Source organism: Pedobacter segetis (assembly GCF_016623585.1).
GTDB classification, from domain to species: domain Bacteria; phylum Bacteroidota; class Bacteroidia; order Sphingobacteriales; family Sphingobacteriaceae; genus Pseudopedobacter; species Pseudopedobacter segetis.
Window position 1 is genome coordinate 211,329 of the sequence record NZ_JAEHFY010000001.1, and the last position, 16,972, is coordinate 228,300.

At 37.9% G+C, this 16,972-nt stretch carries 14 protein-coding genes and 1 riboswitch; of the genes, 7 read left to right on the top strand and 7 right to left on the bottom strand.

Going from position 1 to position 16,972, the window contains the following annotated elements:
* Positions 1–167 precede the first annotated feature (167 nt).
* Positions 168–1,541, bottom strand: coding sequence for a voltage-gated chloride channel family protein (locus tag I5M32_RS00920; RefSeq protein WP_200584014.1), 1,374 nt, complete (start codon positions 1,539–1,541; stop codon positions 168–170).
* Positions 1,542–1,564: 23 nt separating this feature from the next.
* A riboswitch (Fluoride riboswitch) is annotated at positions 1,565–1,644 on the bottom strand.
* 198 nt (positions 1,645–1,842) lie between these two features.
* Here I5M32_RS00920 and I5M32_RS00925 point away from each other — a divergent pair.
* Positions 1,843–2,808, top strand: coding sequence for an isopenicillin N synthase family dioxygenase (locus tag I5M32_RS00925; RefSeq protein ID WP_200584017.1), 966 nt, complete (start codon positions 1,843–1,845; stop codon positions 2,806–2,808).
* Between the two features lie 138 nt (positions 2,809–2,946).
* Entirely contained in the window at positions 2,947–3,528 is a 582-nt protein-coding gene (locus I5M32_RS00930; protein ID WP_200584020.1) for an HD domain-containing protein, read from the top strand.
* Positions 3,529–3,790: 262 nt separating this feature from the next.
* On the opposite strand, the gene lpcA is transcribed toward I5M32_RS00930, so the two are convergent.
* Genes lpcA through I5M32_RS00950 form a run of 4 tightly spaced genes read right to left on the bottom strand, consistent with a single transcriptional unit; the run spans position 3,791 to position 8,220 of the window.
* On the bottom strand, positions 3,791–4,384 hold the full coding sequence (gene lpcA / locus I5M32_RS00935; RefSeq protein WP_200584023.1) for a D-sedoheptulose 7-phosphate isomerase: 594 nt from the start codon (positions 4,382–4,384) through the stop codon (positions 3,791–3,793).
* 2 nt (positions 4,385–4,386) lie between these two features.
* Positions 4,387–5,367: a 6-phosphofructokinase gene (gene pfkA, locus I5M32_RS00940; protein ID WP_200584026.1), complete on the bottom strand. Its 981-nt coding sequence runs from the start codon at positions 5,365–5,367 to the stop codon at positions 4,387–4,389.
* On the bottom strand, positions 5,364–7,448 hold the full coding sequence (locus I5M32_RS00945; RefSeq protein ID WP_200584029.1) for a protein-disulfide reductase DsbD family protein: 2,085 nt from the start codon (positions 7,446–7,448) through the stop codon (positions 5,364–5,366). The genes pfkA and I5M32_RS00945 overlap by 4 nt, the downstream gene beginning before the upstream one ends.
* Position 7,449: 1 nt before the next feature.
* Positions 7,450–8,220 carry a biotin--[acetyl-CoA-carboxylase] ligase gene (locus I5M32_RS00950; RefSeq protein WP_200584032.1) on the bottom strand — a complete coding sequence of 257 codons (771 nt, stop codon included), beginning with the start codon at positions 8,218–8,220 and terminating at the stop codon, positions 7,450–7,452.
* 46 nt (positions 8,221–8,266) lie between these two features.
* Here I5M32_RS00950 and rsfS point away from each other — a divergent pair, with 46 nt between their 5' ends.
* From rsfS to I5M32_RS00970, 5 genes are all read left to right on the top strand, one after another.
* Positions 8,267–8,641, top strand: a complete 375-nt coding sequence (rsfS, locus tag I5M32_RS00955; protein WP_200584035.1) for a ribosome silencing factor — start codon at positions 8,267–8,269, stop codon at positions 8,639–8,641.
* Positions 8,642–8,665: 24 nt separating this feature from the next.
* On the top strand, positions 8,666–10,753 hold the full coding sequence (gene ftsH / locus I5M32_RS00960) for an ATP-dependent zinc metalloprotease FtsH (RefSeq protein ID WP_200584037.1): 2,088 nt from the start codon (positions 8,666–8,668) through the stop codon (positions 10,751–10,753).
* Between the two features lie 196 nt (positions 10,754–10,949).
* Positions 10,950–11,594, top strand: coding sequence for a LutC/YkgG family protein (locus tag I5M32_RS00965; protein WP_200584039.1), 645 nt, complete (start codon positions 10,950–10,952; stop codon positions 11,592–11,594).
* The gene (locus tag I5M32_RS16800) at positions 11,581–11,712 is read left to right on the top strand and encodes a hypothetical protein (protein WP_262895575.1); all 132 of its coding nucleotides are present in this window, start codon (positions 11,581–11,583) and stop codon (positions 11,710–11,712) included. The genes I5M32_RS00965 and I5M32_RS16800 overlap by 14 nt, the downstream gene beginning before the upstream one ends.
* A 476-nt stretch (positions 11,713–12,188) precedes the next feature.
* On the top strand, positions 12,189–12,476 hold the full coding sequence (locus tag I5M32_RS00970; protein ID WP_200584041.1) for a hypothetical protein: 288 nt from the start codon (positions 12,189–12,191) through the stop codon (positions 12,474–12,476).
* 186 nt (positions 12,477–12,662) lie between these two features.
* Here I5M32_RS00970 and infB read toward each other — a convergent pair whose 3' ends face one another.
* Positions 12,663–15,644 carry a translation initiation factor IF-2 gene (infB, locus tag I5M32_RS00975; RefSeq protein ID WP_200584043.1) on the bottom strand — a complete coding sequence of 994 codons (2,982 nt, stop codon included), beginning with the start codon at positions 15,642–15,644 and terminating at the stop codon, positions 12,663–12,665.
* A gap of 62 nt (positions 15,645–15,706) precedes the next feature.
* Positions 15,707–16,942: a transcription termination factor NusA gene (gene nusA / locus I5M32_RS00980; RefSeq protein WP_200584044.1), complete on the bottom strand. Its 1,236-nt coding sequence runs from the start codon at positions 16,940–16,942 to the stop codon at positions 15,707–15,709.
* Between the last annotated feature and the right edge of the window lie 30 nt (positions 16,943–16,972).

Below are 16,972 nucleotides of genomic sequence, written 5' to 3' on the forward strand. Positions count from 1 at the left end.
TTTTTTTTGTTGCTAACAACAGAACCTAAAGACCAATTTCAAATTAAAACAATTAGAGATTGATCTTGACCGTTTTGGCGGGATGATAACCCCCTTCCCCTGTTGCAATATTGATAAACCGAGGTAGATGATTTGATTTTTGAAGAGGTTTTTTTGTAAAACTAATCTTAAAACCGATACTTGCCCAGTTTTGAAGCAATGTAACCATCCCTTATCTCCTGAACATCTTTTAAGGTGTCTTCATTCGCATACCTGCTTTCCTCACTCTTAGGAATACCTATTCTTTGTGAACTGTAAATGCCAGAATGCCCGCTAAAAAAATAAGCGATAAAACAAGCAAGGGCAAAATATAGGATATACTGCCCGCCAAAAAGCTCAACCCCCATAACGGTACAGGCTAAAGGCGTGTTGGTAGCACCGGCAAAAACGGCAATAAAACCCAATGCGGCAAACAAGCTGATAGGGGCATTCATTAAAATGGCTAAAGAATTGCCCAAGGTAGATCCAATATAAAATAAGGGCGTTACCTCCCCTCCTTTAAAGCCCGTCCCTAAAGTAATGGCCGTAAAAACAGTTTTCCAGAGCCAGCTTAAAGCATCGGCACCGCCATGCGTAAAAGAAGAGATAATAGTGATGCTTCCTGGATATTCTGGATTTACACCTAAGCTCAGATAATCGGGTTTACCCACCAAAAAAAACAATAATATGATTATGATACCACCTAAAAAAGGGATTAGCCATTTAACTTTAATAAATCTTAAAAATATATTCTTGATGTTATGCACCATCTCTGCAAAAATATAACTGGCCAGCCCAAATGCTACTGCGGCAATCATGATTTTTATGATCAGTAATAAATCCCAATGTAAATATCCAGAGAATAAAAATTTTTCTCCCTGTATAAAATCTATATGGTAACCCATATGTTTTATTTGCCACGCATTTACGGTAAAATCCCCTATCATACTCGCAAATAGGCAGGGTATAATTGCATCATATTTTAATTTGCCCAAGGCGATGACTTCTATCCCGAATATGGCGCCTGTTAATGGAGTTCCGAAAACGGCACCAAAGCCGGCAGCAATACCTGCCATCAATAAAACTTTTACATCTTTTTGCGATAGGTTAAACCATTTGGCGAAAAGTTGCGCCATGCTCCCACCAATTTGTACCGCGGTTCCCTCTCTACCTGCCGATCCGCCAAATAAATGCGTTATTACCGTAGTAATTAAAACTAGCGGGCCCATTTGTGGAGGTACGCCGCCGCCCGGCTCATGTATTTCATCCATTATGAGGTTGTTGCCCTTTTCTGATGATTTTCCCCAAGCCTTATACATAAAATGAATAGCTATACCCGCAAAGGGGAGGAAATATATAAGATAAGTATGGGAGAACCTAAAAAAGATAGCGCTATTTAAGAGCCAGAGAAATAGGGCAACCATGCTGCCGATGGCAATACCTAACGGGAAGGAGATGACGAGCCATTTAATTAAATACTTAAAAATAGAATAGTGTTCTAACTGTTTGATTTTATGTAACATTCCCACAAATAAAAATATAGATTTTATCGGTAGGCGTCATCATATCTCAAACTTTACGGCCAAGATCGGTTTAAATAGGTGGAACACCATCACCTTTATAATAAAAGCCAAATATATAAATTTTTCATATCAAATACCGTCTAAATATTTGTTGGGCAATTTTAACGGCACTACATTTATGCAGTTAATTTGTTAATAACGCAAAGTTTTGAAATACAGATAATTGACGGGCTTCAATCATTTATGATTTGGAGTTATCAACAAAAATAGGTTACATTTAGGATTGTTAAACAATCTTGATATGTCTTCTAATGTAAATATCCCTCGTTTAGATTTAAACGACTATTTGAACGGAACTGCCGCACAAAAAGAAAAATTTTCTAATGATATTGGAACAGCCTTTAATGAAACCGGTTTTGTAACTATTACCAACCATGGTTTAGATAAAGATTTGATTAATAAGCTTTATAAAGAGGTTCAAAACTTCTTTTCTTTGCCAGAAGAGGCCAAACTTAAATATGAAAAAGTAGCGTTGGCTGGGCAGCGAGGATATACTTCAAAAGGCCGCGAAAAAGCAAAAGATTCTAAAACACCAGACTTAAAAGAGTTTTGGCAAACCGGGCAATATGTAGAAGATGGCGATGTGATCAAAGAAGAATACCCGGATAATGTTGAGGTAGAAGAATATCCGGGATTTAACGAAGTAACAAAAGAAGTTTACAAAAAATTAGAAAAAGCGGGCAAACAAATTTTAAATGCCATTTCTGTTTATTTGGGCTTACCAGAAAATTATTTTGAGGATAAGGTGCATAACGGCAACTCTATTTTAAGAGGGATACATTATTTCCCGATAGAAAACCCAGATGCTTTACCCCCGGATGCCGTTAGGGCGGGCGCTCATGAAGACATCAATTTAATTACCTTATTAATTGGCGCAAGTGCCGATGGCTTAGAGGTTTTAACACAACAAGGAGAGTGGTATGCCATAAAAGCACACGGAGAAGATATTGTAGTAAATGTTGGTGATATGCTGCAACGTTTAACCAATAATAAATTGCGATCCACCACCCATAGGGTGGTAAACCCACCAAGGGAATTAATGAAAACCTCCCGTTACTCTGTTCCTTTCTTTTTGCACCCAAAATCTAACATGGATTTAAGTTGTTTAGATTTATGTGTTGATGCAGAGCATCCAAAAGCTTATGATGACATTACGGCGGGCGAGTATTTAGATGAGCGGCTAAGAGAAATCGGGCTTAAAAAATAATTCTCTTAATAATTAGAGAATAGGAAAGAAGATGCCTCAAAAGGGCATCTTTCTTTGTTTTTGGTTTACTGCTATTTTAACTTCAAAATATCTTCAGAATTATGGGTTAAACTTAAACGCATTAGCCTATAAATATCTGTGGATAAAACCTTGTTAAATAAAGTAGAAGAATTTGTTTCCCAGCACCTGAGAAACAATTTATCCCCAAAGCTTTACTTCCATAATTACAGCCATACCAAAGAGGTTGTTTTTGCTGTAAAAGAAATAAAAAGCCATTGTTTTTTGAACACCCAAGAAACAGAAATCTTAACCATTGCCGCTTGGTTTCATGATTGTGGCTACAGCGTTTCCTATAAAGGGCATGAAAATGAAAGTTGCCGAATAGCCGTAGAATTTTTAAAAAATAATAATTTTCCCAACAATTTAACTTTTAGGGTTACAGATTGCATATTGGCCACAAAATATCCGCAACAACCAAAGAATATTTTAGAGGATATACTTTGCGATGCAGATCTATTCCATTTTACCAGAACAGATTATGAGCGCCATCATCTATCTTTAAGGAAAGAATGGGAAATTTATTTGAATAAAAAATATACCGATCAAGAGTGGAAGCAACTCAATTGCGACCTGCTTAAAAACCACCATTACTTCACAAAATACGGTAAAAATATTCTTGAAAAGTTTAAAGCCGTAAATCTGAAATTGATGGAATGTTAAAATTCGCAAGTTTTATCCGCTAATGCACTAATTTTCACGAATGTTATGGGCGTTAGATTTTACCAATCAGAGCATAGTTTTTCTTAATCCCTTTATGGATGCGAATGTTTTGAGGATGATTATGCTGGATAAAACATTCGGGTTACTTTTTATCTCACAGATTCAACAAAAATTTGAACTGATTTTTTTTAACAATGATTGCTAATGTAGAATTGGGACCGAAATAATGGCTAATAGAATTTTGCGATTACCGGCAAAAAAATTAATCGATAATATCTGCGGGGCTTATTTTATTTTCTATAAAATCTATCAGAGAATGTATGATCTTAATGTGTACTTCTTTTATCCTATCAGAATAACCCGTATGGGAAACCCTAATTTCTATATCACAAAGGTTTTTCATTTCGCCACCATCTTTACCGGTTAAACCAATTACTTTCATTCCCTTTTGCTTTGCTGCTTTTATAGCGTTCAGGATATTTGCTGAATTTCCGCTGGTGCTTATCGCAAATAAAACATCGTTTTTATTCCCTAAACCTTCAACAAACCTAGAGAAGACACGATCAAAGCCATAATCATTTGCCGTACAGGTAATATGGGAAACATCAGAAATAGCGATAGCGGCCATTGCTCTTCTATCTTCTCTGTAACGGCCAGAAAGTTCTTCTGCAAAGTGCATGGCATCACACATAGAACCACCATTGCCACAAGAGATAACTTTGTTGCCGTTCAAAAGTGCACCAACAATCAAATGCCCTGCTTTTTCTATGGTTTTAAAGTTTTCATCATCAGATAAAAAAGTTTTTAAAACAGAATTTGCTTGCGTAAAATGGTTTTTGATGCCTTTGTAATCCATATTTATAAAGATAATATCTCAACTATTTTTAGCAAATCTTTATTAATCTCTACGTGGTGCTTAATGGCGTGATCAAAGGGAGTAAAGGCAATTTTTCCGTGTATCAACCCCACCATTTCTCCTTTTCTGCCCGTCATAAGGTTTTCTACTGCCGCAACCGCCAACCTGCTTGCCAAAACACGGTCCATACAGGTTGGCTTACCGCCCCTTTGTATATGCCCAAGTATAGATACCCGAGTATCATACTGAGGGAATTTCAGTTTTATTTTGTCGGCAATTTCAAAGGCACCGCCAGAATCTCCTTCTCCTTCGGCAACTATCAATATTTTTGATGATTTATCCTTACGGCTGATTTCTAAACGGTGCATCAATGCGGCCATATCTGTTTTGGTTTCTGGGATCATGATAGATTCTGCACCTACGCCAATACCACTTCGCAAAGCAATTAAACCGCAATCCCTACCCATTACTTCTACAATAAATAAACGATCGTGAGATTCTGCGGTATCTCTTATTTTATCTATTGCATCGGTTACGGTGTTGATAGAAGTATCGTAGCCAATGGTAAAATCGGTCCCAAACAGATCGTTATCAATGGTGCCGGGCAAGCCTAAAATAGGGAAATCATATTCTTCGCCAAAAACCTTTGCACCGGTAAATGTACCGTCTCCGCCAATGGCAATTAATGCGTCAATTTCTGCACCTTTCAATTGGTCATAGGCTTCTTTTCTTCCTTCCGGAGTTAGAAAAGCCATGCTCCTGGCGGTTTTTAAAATCGTTCCTCCCCTTTGGATAATGTTTGCTACGGATTTCCTATCCATATCCATAAACTCTCCGTTTATCATCCCCTCATACCCTCTTTTAATGCCTAAAACCTCAATATTGTAAAATATAGCTGTTCTTACAACGGCCCTAATAGCAGCATTCATACCCGGAGAATCTCCTCCAGAAGTAAAAACACCTATTTTTCTTATTTTGTTCATTTATTATTGTTACGATAAGCAGCTAAACCGCTATCTAAAAAGTTTATATAATTTTTTATATCTAAATTGAAAGCTTGTGGCTGTACCAAAACTTTACTTGTATTATTTACTATCACATAATAAGGTTGCGAGTTGGTGGCAAAGGTTGCCGCCTGAAAATCGCTCCATTTATTTCCCAAGGTTTTAATGGTTTTCCCAGAATATTTAGAAACGTATTGCTCTTTTTCCGGAAGTTCGGTTTTATCATCCACATATAAAGAGATTAAAACATAATCTTCTTGTAGCCTTCTTAAAACCTCCCTATCGCTCCAAACAGAGGCTTCCATTTTTCTGCAATTTACACAACTATGCCCTGTAAAATCTATTAAAACGGGCTTATTCTGTTGTTTTGCATAGGCCAAACCTTGGTCGTAATCAAAGAACGCGTCTAAATTATGCGGGGCTTTAAATAAGCTTGCATACTTTTTCTTTACCGTATCTTGCTCAATATTTGGCGAAGATAAGGTATTAGTATATAAATCAAAATCTTGGGTGGTTTGTGGCGGTAACCAAGCACTAATAGCTTTTAAAGGTGCGCCCCAAAGTCCGGGAATCATGTAAACAGTAAATGCAAGAACAATAATTGATATAAAAAGACGCGGAATGGTAACAAAAGGCAGATCACTATCATGAGAGAACTTTAGCTTACCTAAAACATAAAAACCGAGCATGGCGAATATCACGATCCACAAAACCAAGAATACTTCTCTATCCAATAATTCCCAGTGGTAGGCCAGATCTACGTTTGATAAAAATTTAAGGGCCAAAGCTAATTCTATAAATCCTAGAGCAACTTTTACACTGTTTAACCAACCTCCAGATTTCGGCAATGATTTCAGTAGCGATGGAAAAGCTGCAAATAGCGTAAACGGAATAGCCAAAGCGAGTGAAAACCCAAACATACCAATTGCTGGGCCAACTCTTTCGCCCATAGAAGCAGCTTGTACCAATAAGGTTCCAATGATTGGGCCAGTGCAAGAAAAAGAAACCAACGCTAAAGCAAAAGCCATAAAAAACAGACCTGTTAAGCCGCCTTTATCAGATTTTTCATCCATTTTATTTGCCCAAGAATTAGGGAGGTTAATTTCAAAAGCACCAAAGAATGATATTGCAAAAACAACCAAAAGCAAAAAGAACAAGAAATTAAATACGCCGTTACTCGCTAAATTGTTAAGTGCATCCGATCCAAAAAACACGGTTATTGCCAAACCCAATAACACGTAAATCACAATTATAGATAGGCCATAGATAAAGGCATGAGAGATCGCTTTTGCCCTGCTATCTGCTTTTTTTGTAAAAAAGCTGACGGTTAAAGGTAGCATTGGGAAAATACAGGGCATAATCAAAGCCAATAAGCCACCTATAAATCCTGCAATAAAAATTGCCCACAAACTCTGTTTTTTTGTTTTATCGGCAATGGGTTTAATGGTTAATTGAGCAGAATCTATATTGATTTTCGGGGTTTTGGCAGCATTTAAGTTGGTATCTTTTTTACCGATGCCAACACTATCTACAATAATTACCGGTTTTTTAGTTTCTGCATCTTTAGGTTTCCCAACATCGGCGGAAGCCAAACTATTTACGGGCTGGTTTGCGCTTACTTTGATGGCAAATTCTACTTCTTCTGGTGGTAAACATTGCTTATCGTTACAAACCATAAACTCTAAAGTGCCTTTAACCGTAGTTTCTGGTTTGTTCAGTTTGATTTTTTGTTTAAAAACAGCTTTGTTTTCATGCCAAGATATTTGCATCCCAAAATTGTTATCATAGGCTGATATTGGTTTTGGTGCTTCGGTAGTTTTACCATCTAGCTTATAATCAGCTGATTTTACAAAAGTTAAACTTGTAGAAATGGGCCCTCCATCGGGGATATTTAATGAATAAACATGCCAACCGTTTTCTATGTTGGCGGTAGCTATCAAATAAGCTTCCTTTGTATTAATGTTTTGTGATGAAAATGACCATTTAACGGGCTTCAGAATTTGTGAAAACCCATAAAAACCGGTCAATATTAAAACCCACAGCGCAAATATTTTTTTCATCTCAATCAAATATGAATGTTAGCTCTTTTAAATCAAACTCCTTAATGTCATTATCGATAATTAACCTTAAATGCCCATTTGCACCAACATCTTTAATGGTGGCTATTATTTCTTTCCCATCAATTTTAAACAACCCGGGTTTGTTTATCCTTAAAAGATGTGAAAGATAATCAGCGTTAAGTAAATCTAATTTACCGGCCTTTAGTTGCAAATAGCGTTTTTCTATCGTTTTGCAAATTTGGGCTAATAAATCTGCTAAGTCATAATTTTGATGTAAGATTTTTGATAAAGAACTTGCCCTGTGGCTTAGTTCTCCAAATTCCTTTTGGTTGATGTTTAGCCCAATGCCAACAATACTTTCTTTTAATTGATAACCTTTTGTAATATTTTCGATCAAGATGCCACCAATCTTTTTATAGTGATAATAAATATCATTGGGCCATTTAATTTTACAGGCATCGCCCAAAAGGGGAATTAAACCATCTAAAATACCCAAGCAAATGGCTTTATTTAGTTCAAATTGATGATTAACGGCCAAAAAAACAGGCCTTAAATAAATGCTAAAAGTTAAATTTTCGCCAGCTTTGCTTTCCCAAACGTTATTGCTTTGCCCCCTGCCCGCAAACTGATGGTCTGCCATAATAACAGTACCTTCTAGCAATGGCTTAGAATTTGAAAGTAAATCTTTAACATAAGTATTGGTAGAATTAACCGCCGATAATTTTACAATGGTTTGTCCAACAAATAGTGTTAAAAATGTGTTATTTTGCAATGTGTTAAATAAAATTAAAATTACAGCCCAAAACTAAATCTTTTTGATGGTAAAAAATAAAAATGTAAACCTATCCACAAATCTTTCTGAAGCCATTATCCACGGAATTCAAGAAATAAAGGGGAACGATATAGTGAGATTGGATTTAAGAAACATTCATAGCTCTGTTGCCGATTATTTTGTTATCTGTCATGCCGAGTCTTCTACCCAAATAAAGGCCATTGCCGATAGCGTAGAGAAAGAAGTTTTTAAGGCATTAGGCCAAGAACCCTACAAAAAAGAAGGTTTGCAACACGCAGAATGGATCTTATTAGATTATTTTGATGTAGTAGTACACATTTTTAGAACAGATAAAAGGGCATATTACGGCATAGAAGATTTATGGGGCGATGCCGAGTTTGAATACTATAAAAGCGCTTAGCATTAAGCCAAAACAAGAAACGAGATGAAAGAAAGTTTAGATAAAAAAAAGCAAATAAAAAAAGTTCAGGGTAAGAAGATTATCCCAAAACCCCCTAAGTTTAACATTATGTGGGTTTACGGCATAGTGATCTTGATAATTTTAGGGGTTCAGTTTTTCATGAGCAGCAACAACGCCCGTTTGATAACCTACCAGAAGTTTGAGAATGAGATGTTGAAAGCAGGGGACGTTGAGAAGCTAATTGCCTATAAACAAGAAGACTTGGTGGTGGCAGAAGTTTACATTAAAAAGGACAGGCTGTCAGAAGATAAGTATAAAGACCTTAAGGATCGTAACAACTTTTCTTTAAGCGGCAATAACCCACAGTATTATTTTACAGACGGTTCTTTCGAGTCTTTACAAAACCGGTTAAAAGAGTCTCAAAAAGATTTTACCGATGATCAAAAAGTTCCGCTAAGTTATGAGTCTAGAACAAGCCCCTTTTCCTCTCTTTTTTGGTCCTTCATAGTTCCCATTGGGATATTTGTAGTGGTTTGGATATTTATTATGCGCCGTATGGGCGGTGGTGCCGGCGGTGGTGCTGGCGGGCAGTTATTTAACATAGGTAAATCAAAGGCAACACTTTTTGATAAAGAATCTCAAGTTAGCATTACTTTTAGCGATGTGGCAGGTTTAGAGGAGGCCAAGCAAGAGGTTATGGAAATTGTAGATTTTCTTAAAAACCCACAGAAATACACCAATTTAGGAGGTAAAATACCAAAGGGAGCGTTGTTGGTGGGTTCGCCCGGTACGGGTAAAACCCTAATGGCAAAAGCTGTTGCAGGCGAGGCACAAGTTCCGTTCTTTTCACTTTCAGGGTCAGATTTTGTAGAGATGTTTGTAGGTGTTGGCGCATCAAGGGTAAGGGATCTGTTTAAACAAGCAAAAGATAAAGCACCATGTATAATTTTCATAGATGAGATTGATGCCATAGGCAGGGCAAGAGGTAAAAACAGCATGGTTGGCGGTAATGATGAGCGTGAAAATACCTTGAACCAATTATTGGTAGAAATGGATGGTTTCGGTACTGATTCTGGAATTATCATCATGGCGGCAACAAACCGCCCAGATGTGTTAGATTCTGCCTTGTTAAGGCCGGGCCGTTTTGATAGGCAAATCTCTATTGATAAACCAGATCTAGTTGGTAGAGAGCAAATTTTTAAAGTGCATTTGCAACCATTAAAATTGGCAGAAGGGGTAGATCCTAAAAAACTCTCGGCACAAACGCCAGGTTTTGCAGGTGCAGAAATAGCCAACGTGTGCAACGAAGCGGCCTTAATTGCAGCCCGAAGAAACAAAGAAGCGGTTGATATGCAAGATTTCCAAGATGCGGTGGATCGTGTGATCGGAGGTTTAGAAAAGAAAAATAAGATCATATCGCCAGAAGAGAAAAAAATAGTGGCTTACCATGAAGCCGGACATGCCATTGCGGGTTGGTTTTTAGAACACGCCGATCCATTGGTTAAAGTTTCCATAGTTCCAAGAGGGGTGGCAGCTTTAGGTTATGCTCAATACCTGCCTAAAGAACAATTTCTTTACACCACAGAGCAACTTACAGACGGAATGTGCATGACAATGGGTGGAAGAGTTGCAGAAGACATCACTTTTGGTAAGATTTCTACCGGCGCACAAAACGATTTAGAAAGGATTACAAAGCTGGCCTATGCCATGGTTACCGTTTATGGCATGAGCGATAAAGTAGGTAATGTATCTTTTAACGATCAAGGTAGTGAGTATAATTTTAATAAGCCATATTCTGAAAAAACATCAGAATTGATAGATTCTGAGGTAAGGGTTTTAATTAGTGATATCTATATAAAAACCAAAGAATTGCTAATTGAGAAGAAAGTAGGTTTAGAGGCTTTAGCTGTTAAACTTTTAGAGAAGGAAATACTTTACCAAAGCGATTTAGAAGAGATTTTAGGTAAGCGCCCGTTTGATAACCGCACCACTTATGATGAGTTTGTTAACGGTAAAGAAGGAGGCGACCAAGGTATCATCGCAGAAAACATCCATCCAGAACCAGTTGGAGATTCTACAGAACCTTTAAAAGCTTCTAAAACCAGTAAATAATTTTTTGAAGAAGCGGTCTCAAAATAATTCGATTGTCATGCTGTCTGCCAATTGGCGGATAAGCATCTCATTTACAAGTTGACAAATTATATGGAAACTCATTTTGATAAAATTCAGTTTAGCCAGCCGGGTAACCGAATGACACGTGTTTTGAGACAGTTTCTTTTTGTTTAAATAAATCCTTTTAATAATAAATATGAAGGAGAGTACCACTTCAAAAGAGCGCTTATTAAAAAAGATAAGAAAGGCACTTTTAGAGAAAAGAGAAAATCCTTATCCTAATTTGGAGGAAATGCCCCTTTATCCTCCGATAACAGAGTTGCCCGAAGTTGTTTTTGCCCAAGAGTTTACCAAGGTAAGCGGACAGTTTGTTTATTGTGAAAATGAAATATCATTTATAGAAAACATTTTGCTGTTAGCCGATGAAAAAAAATGGCGTAAAATTTATTGCTGGGAACCAAAGCTTCAAGAATTACTAAACACCTACGAATACCCTTTTTATGCAACCGATAAAGATTTTGAATTAGCAGAAGTTGGTTTAACACTTTGTGAATGTTTGGTTGCCAGAAATGGCTCTATCATGGTAAGCAATGGAAATGCCGCAGGAAGAAGGCTGAGTATTTATCCCCATGCCCATATTGTTGTTGCCTATACTTCACAGCTGGTTATAGATTTAAAAGATGGCTTTAGCCTCATCAAAGAAAAGTACGGCATCAATTTGCCTTCTATGCTTTCTACCATTACAGGCCCAAGCCGTACCGCCGATATTGAAAAAACTTTGGTTTTAGGTGCGCATGGCCCTAAGGAGCTTTATGTTTTTTTGTTGGATGATAGAAAGTAGGCTTTTGGCCGATGATAAATATAAAAAACAAAAGAAAACTCAAAATCAGGATGCAACGATTAAAGAAATTGTAGAATATTTTAAAGTTTATATTTTCGATAATCATATTTCAGCTTAAGGTAACACTCATTCAAAACCTAAAAGTTATAATATTAACCCAGTATTTGTAAAATATTTATCTAAGGTTTTAGAAAACGCATACACCCCAATTGGAATCGCCAAAGCTTTATTTTTTCCGAGGGTTTTAGATACATCAATAAATACATCTTTTGGAACAGAGTTACTGGTTTTCCAAAATTCTATGATGGATGAGAAGAAAATCTATAGAAATTGATCGAGAATCTAGATACTCAAGGCTTAATTGATAAGGGCTTAGAAGAATAAGCAAAAGTTATTTACCTATTAAGGATACGTTTTTTTATTCCTTCTTGATAATCAATATCTAAAAACCTCAGTTCGAGTATTGATTAATTTTATGATGCTCAATTACTTTTTTACTATTGTAAAGCGGTTAAAGATTGAAGTGGCAACCCCGCCTGTAATTCGGGTAGGCTTTTTTGTCATTCCGGGAGGGGTAATATTTATTTCATATCAATGACATTCAGACTTAAATATATCCTCAAGGGGTATTCGCTCGGGGTCGAAGGGAATGTCACCCTGAGCGAAGTCGAAGGGAATGTCACCCTGAGCGAAGTCGAAGGGGGGCGTTGGGATTTATGCTTCGACTCCGCTCAGCATGACAAAGCGGCTCCGCTCAGCATGGCAAAGCGGCTCTGCTCAGCATGGCAAAGCGGCTCCGCTCAGCATGGCAAAGCGGCTCTGCTCAGCATGGCAAAGCGGCTCTGCCTATGTAATTCAATTTTAATAAGCGATCATCAATAACATCAGCGGTAGCGGAGTAGAAGAATAAGACAAAAAAGAGATATAACCAAAAGCCCGTCTGTTTGGGCAGGCGTGTAAAACACCCAGAAATCTTGTTCTGATAAAAAATAATTATCTAACCCAAGTTAAAACATAAAAAAGCCGCTCAATTTTTAATTGAACGGCTTTTTGCTAACTAAGAGAAATTTACAATTTCCTTTTTACTTCTACCTGTTCATAGGCCTCAACAATATCGCCTACTTGGATATCATTGTAACCTTTTATGTTCAATCCACACTCATAACCTCTGCTAACTTCTTTAACATCGTCTTTAAATCTTTTTAAAGACTCCAATTCGCCAGTATAAACCACCACGCCTTCGCGGATGATCCTAATTTTACTGTTTCTGTTGATGGTGCCATCTAAAACCATACAACCTGCAATTGTACCAACTTTAGTGATTTTGAAGGTCTCTCTAATTTCAACATTAGCAACAATTTTCTCTTCAAACTCTGGAGCCAACATGCCTTCCATTGCCGCCTTTATTTCATCAATAGCTTTATAGATAATAGAATATAACCTTACGTCAATTTCTTCTGCTTCGGCTAATTTTCTGGCACCTGCACTTGGGCGAACTTGGAAACCGATGATGATAGCATCTGATGCGGTGGCCAATAAAACATCAGATTCTGATATTGGGCCTACTGCTTTATGAACAATTTTAACCTGTATTTGCTCTGTAGATAGTTTCTGTAATGAATCTGATAACGCTTCCACAGAACCATCCACGTCGCCTTTAATAATGATATTCAACTCCTTAAAGTTACCGATCGCTAAACGACGGCCGATTTCATCTAAAGTGATGTGTTTTTGGGTACGCAAGCCCTGCTCTCTTTGTAACTGTAAACGCTTGTTTGCAATTTCACGAGCTTCTGGCTCGCTTTCTACTCCGTTAAAACGATCTCCCGCTTGTGGTGCACCTTGAAATCCTAAAACCTGTACTGGTGCAGCCGGGCCCGCTTTTTCTACCCTGCTTCCTCTTTCATTGTATAGTGCCTTAACTCTACCGCTATAAGACCCTGCAAGTATTGGGTCGCCAACCTTAAGGGTTCCGGCTTCTACCAAAACGGTTGCCACATAACCCCTGCCCTTATCTAATTGGGCTTCAATTACAGTACCAACGGCTCTCTTGTTAGGGTTTGCTTTTAACTCTAACAATTCTGCTTCTAATGATACCTTTTCTAACAATTTATCAATGTTCATCCCAGATTTAGCAGAAATTTCTTGGGTTTGGTATTTACCGCCCCATTCTTCTACCAAAATATTCATTGCTGATAATTGCTCGCGTATTTTATCGGGGTTTGCTCCCGGTTTATCCATTTTATTGAAGGCAAAAACCATTGGCAAATTAGCTGCTAAAGCATGGTTTATTGCTTCTGTAGTTTGTGGCATCACCGTATCATCTGCCGCAATTACGATAATTGCAACATCGGTTACCTTAGCACCACGAGCCCTCATTGCCGTAAAAGCTTCGTGACCCGGAGTATCTAAAAAAGTGATACTCTTTTCCTCATCTAATTTTACTTCATAAGCACCAATATGCTGTGTTATGCCCCCAGCTTCGCCAGAAATCACGTTTGCTTTACGGATAAAATCCAATAAAGATGTTTTACCATGATCTACGTGTCCCATCACCGTAACAATTGGGGAACGAGGCAATAAATCTTCTTCGGCATCTTCCTCTTCAAGGTTAACTTCCTCATCTTCTGCACCAACAAACTGAATTTCATAACCAAATTCATCTGCTACAATAGTCAGGGTTTCTGCATCTAACCTTTGGTTGATAGAAACGAATAGGCCCAGGCTCATGCAGGTAGCAATAATTTCGGTAACGGTTACATCCATCATTGTAGCCAACTCGTTTGCCGTAACAAACTCCGTTGTTTTCAATACTTTTGAATCCATTTGCTCTGCCGCTAGCCTTTCTTCGGTTGTAGCAGCAACATCATCACGTTTTTGACGGCGCAGTTTAGAACGCTGGGCAAATTTACCAGATTTACCGGCACCGCTTAATCTTGCAAGCGTTGCTTTTATCTGGTCTTGTATTTCCTTTTCTGTTGGTTCTGCTTTTGGGGGTACCGGTTGCCCTCTTCTGTGTGGTGGCCTTGCGCCTGGGGCAGCGGTTCTGTTTTGGTTATTTTGCCCATTACCAGCTTGTGGAGGCCTATTGCCTTGCTGAGGAGCACCTTGCCCTTGCGGATGGTTTGAACCACCGCCTTGAGACCCGCCTGCCGCTGGCTTGCGCTTTCTTTTTCTTTTATTATCTGCGGTATTGGGGTTAGATGATGAAGCAACAGGTTGGTCTTTTTTCTTGTTTATAGGAAGTTCTATCCTTCCAATTACTTTAGGACCCGTTAACTGTTTAGCTTTCGCTCTAATTACATCATCGGTTTCTTCTTCTGCCGCTGCTTTAGTATCTGTGTTTTCTGTAACAGTGGTATCAGTTTTTGGCTTAGTCTCAGAAACGGGTACTTCTTCAACTTTTTCTTCCTTATTTTCAACGGCCTTTTCCTCTTCAACTTTTGGCTCTTCTTTTTTTGGAGCCTCTGCAACAGGTTCTGGCTGTGTTTCTATAATTGGCTTATCTTCATGAACCGCCTCTTCTGGTTTTTCTTTAACTTCTGGTTTTACAACCTGCTCTGGCACTTCATTAAAAGATTTTTTATCAGGACGTGTTTTTGAGTTTAAACTATCTAGGTCTATTTTTCCGACTACCTTAACACCGGGACTAGAAGGAGCTGCCTCAACAGCTTCTGCGGGCTTGGTCTCCTCTTTCTTAGTTTCGATATTTATTGAAGGGGCAGAACCAACGTTTTTGATCAAAATCTCTTCTCCCTCGTCTTCATTTTTGTTTTTAGAGGAAGGGGTTGATATTGGGGTTTCATCAATAACGGTATTTGCGTCATCACGACGTATCTTGCCTATAACAATGCTCTTTGCTTCCTCTTTAAGGTTTTTATCCCCTTGGTATTCTTTCAAAAGAGCATTGTACATATCGCCTGTTAGCTTAGTATTAGGTCTTGCTTCTACTTTAAAGCCTTGACCGTTTAAAAACTCTGCTATGGTTCCCAGACCAATGTTTAGTTCTTTTGCAACTTTTAATATTCCTAAATTTTTGTCTTCTGACATTTAATCTTCTCTTTCTAAGCTATTATTAATACAAAAGTACGTTTATTACTACAAAACAAAAACTATTCAAACTCAGAACGTAAAATTCCTAGTACCTCTTCAACAGTTTCTTCTTCAAGATCGGTACGCTTAACCAAATCGGCAACGGTTAAAGCGATCACGCTTTTTGCAGTATCTAAACCTATTTTCTTAAATTCATCGATGATCCAACCATCAATTTCGTCAGAGAATTCTTCTAAATCTACGTCTTCCTCTTCCTCGGATGATTCTCTGTAAACATCAATTTCATACCCTGTAAGTTTACCGGCCAATTTAATATTGTGCCCACCTCGGCCAATGGCCAAAGAAACTTGATCGGGCTTTAAATAAACGGCAGCCCTCATGGTCTCATCATCTAATTTAATAGAGGTAATCTTAGCTGGCGATAGTGCCCTTTGGATATATAATGAAATATTGTTTGTAAAGTTGATTACATCTATATTTTCATTTCTTAGTTCTCTTACGATACCATGAATTCTGGAGCCTTTCATCCCAACGCAAGCTCCAACTGGGTCAATCCTATCGTCATAAGATTCTACCGCAACTTTTGCCCTTTCTCCTGGCTCGCGAACAATTTTTTTAATGGTGATCAATCCATCAAAAATCTCGGGAACTTCCAATTCAAATAAACGTTGTAAAAACGCCGGTGCGGTTCTAGAGATAATGATTTTTGGGTTGCTGTTCAGCATTTCTACCTTATCAACAACGGCCCTTACAGAATCTCCTTTTTTGAAATAATCTGCAGGGATTTGCTCTGTTTTAGGCAAGATCAACTCGTTACCATCATCATCTAAAACCAAGGTCTCTTTTTTCCAAACCTGATAAACCTCGCCCGTTACAATCTCACCAACCCTATCTTTGTAATTTTTAAAGATTTCGTCTTTTTCTAGTTCTAATATTTTAGAGACCAGGGTTTGGCGGGCCGCTAAAATTGCTCTCCTACCAAAACTTTCTAAGGTAATCTGTTCTATAAAATCATCGCCAACTTCTAGATCGGGATCAATTTTTGCAACGTCTGCCAATTCAATTTCCAGATCATCATCTTCAGAAAAACCATCTTCCATTACGGTTCTGGTTCTCCAAATCTCCAAATCCCCGTTATCTGGGTTAACAATAACGTCGCAATTCTCATCAGTACCGAAACGTTTACGCAACATACTTCGGAAAACCTCTTCCAAAACACTTATTACCGTTGGCCTGTCAATATTCTTGAAGTCTTTAAACTCCTGAAACGAATCGATTAAATTAATACTTTCCATTTGCTATCATTGCTATTATAAATTATGTTG

Bases quoted from the DNA above. Each gene is read 5' to 3' on its own strand.
- I5M32_RS16800 (WP_262895575.1), top strand. From the start codon at position 11,581: ATGATAGAAAGTAGGCTTTTGGCCGATGATAAATATAAAAAACAAAAG.
- nusA (WP_200584044.1), bottom strand. From the start codon at position 16,942: ATGGAAAGTATTAATTTAATCGATTCGTTTCAGGAGTTTAAAGACTTC.
- I5M32_RS00925 (WP_200584017.1), top strand. From the start codon at position 1,843: ATGTCTTCTAATGTAAATATCCCTCGTTTAGATTTAAACGACTATTTG.
- I5M32_RS00920 (WP_200584014.1), bottom strand. From the start codon at position 1,541: ATGTTACATAAAATCAAACAGTTAGAACACTATTCTATTTTTAAGTAT.
- pfkA (WP_200584026.1), bottom strand. From the start codon at position 5,367: ATGAACAAAATAAGAAAAATAGGTGTTTTTACTTCTGGAGGAGATTCT.
- I5M32_RS00965 (WP_200584039.1), top strand. From the start codon at position 10,950: ATGAAGGAGAGTACCACTTCAAAAGAGCGCTTATTAAAAAAGATAAGA.
- lpcA (WP_200584023.1), bottom strand. From the start codon at position 4,384: ATGGATTACAAAGGCATCAAAAACCATTTTACGCAAGCAAATTCTGTT.
- ftsH (WP_200584037.1), top strand. From the start codon at position 8,666: ATGAAAGAAAGTTTAGATAAAAAAAAGCAAATAAAAAAAGTTCAGGGT.
- infB (WP_200584043.1), bottom strand. From the start codon at position 15,644: ATGTCAGAAGACAAAAATTTAGGAATATTAAAAGTTGCAAAAGAACTA.
- rsfS (WP_200584035.1), top strand. From the start codon at position 8,267: ATGGTAAAAAATAAAAATGTAAACCTATCCACAAATCTTTCTGAAGCC.
- I5M32_RS00945 (WP_200584029.1), bottom strand. From the start codon at position 7,448: ATGAAAAAAATATTTGCGCTGTGGGTTTTAATATTGACCGGTTTTTAT.
- I5M32_RS00970 (WP_200584041.1), top strand. From the start codon at position 12,189: ATGACATTCAGACTTAAATATATCCTCAAGGGGTATTCGCTCGGGGTC.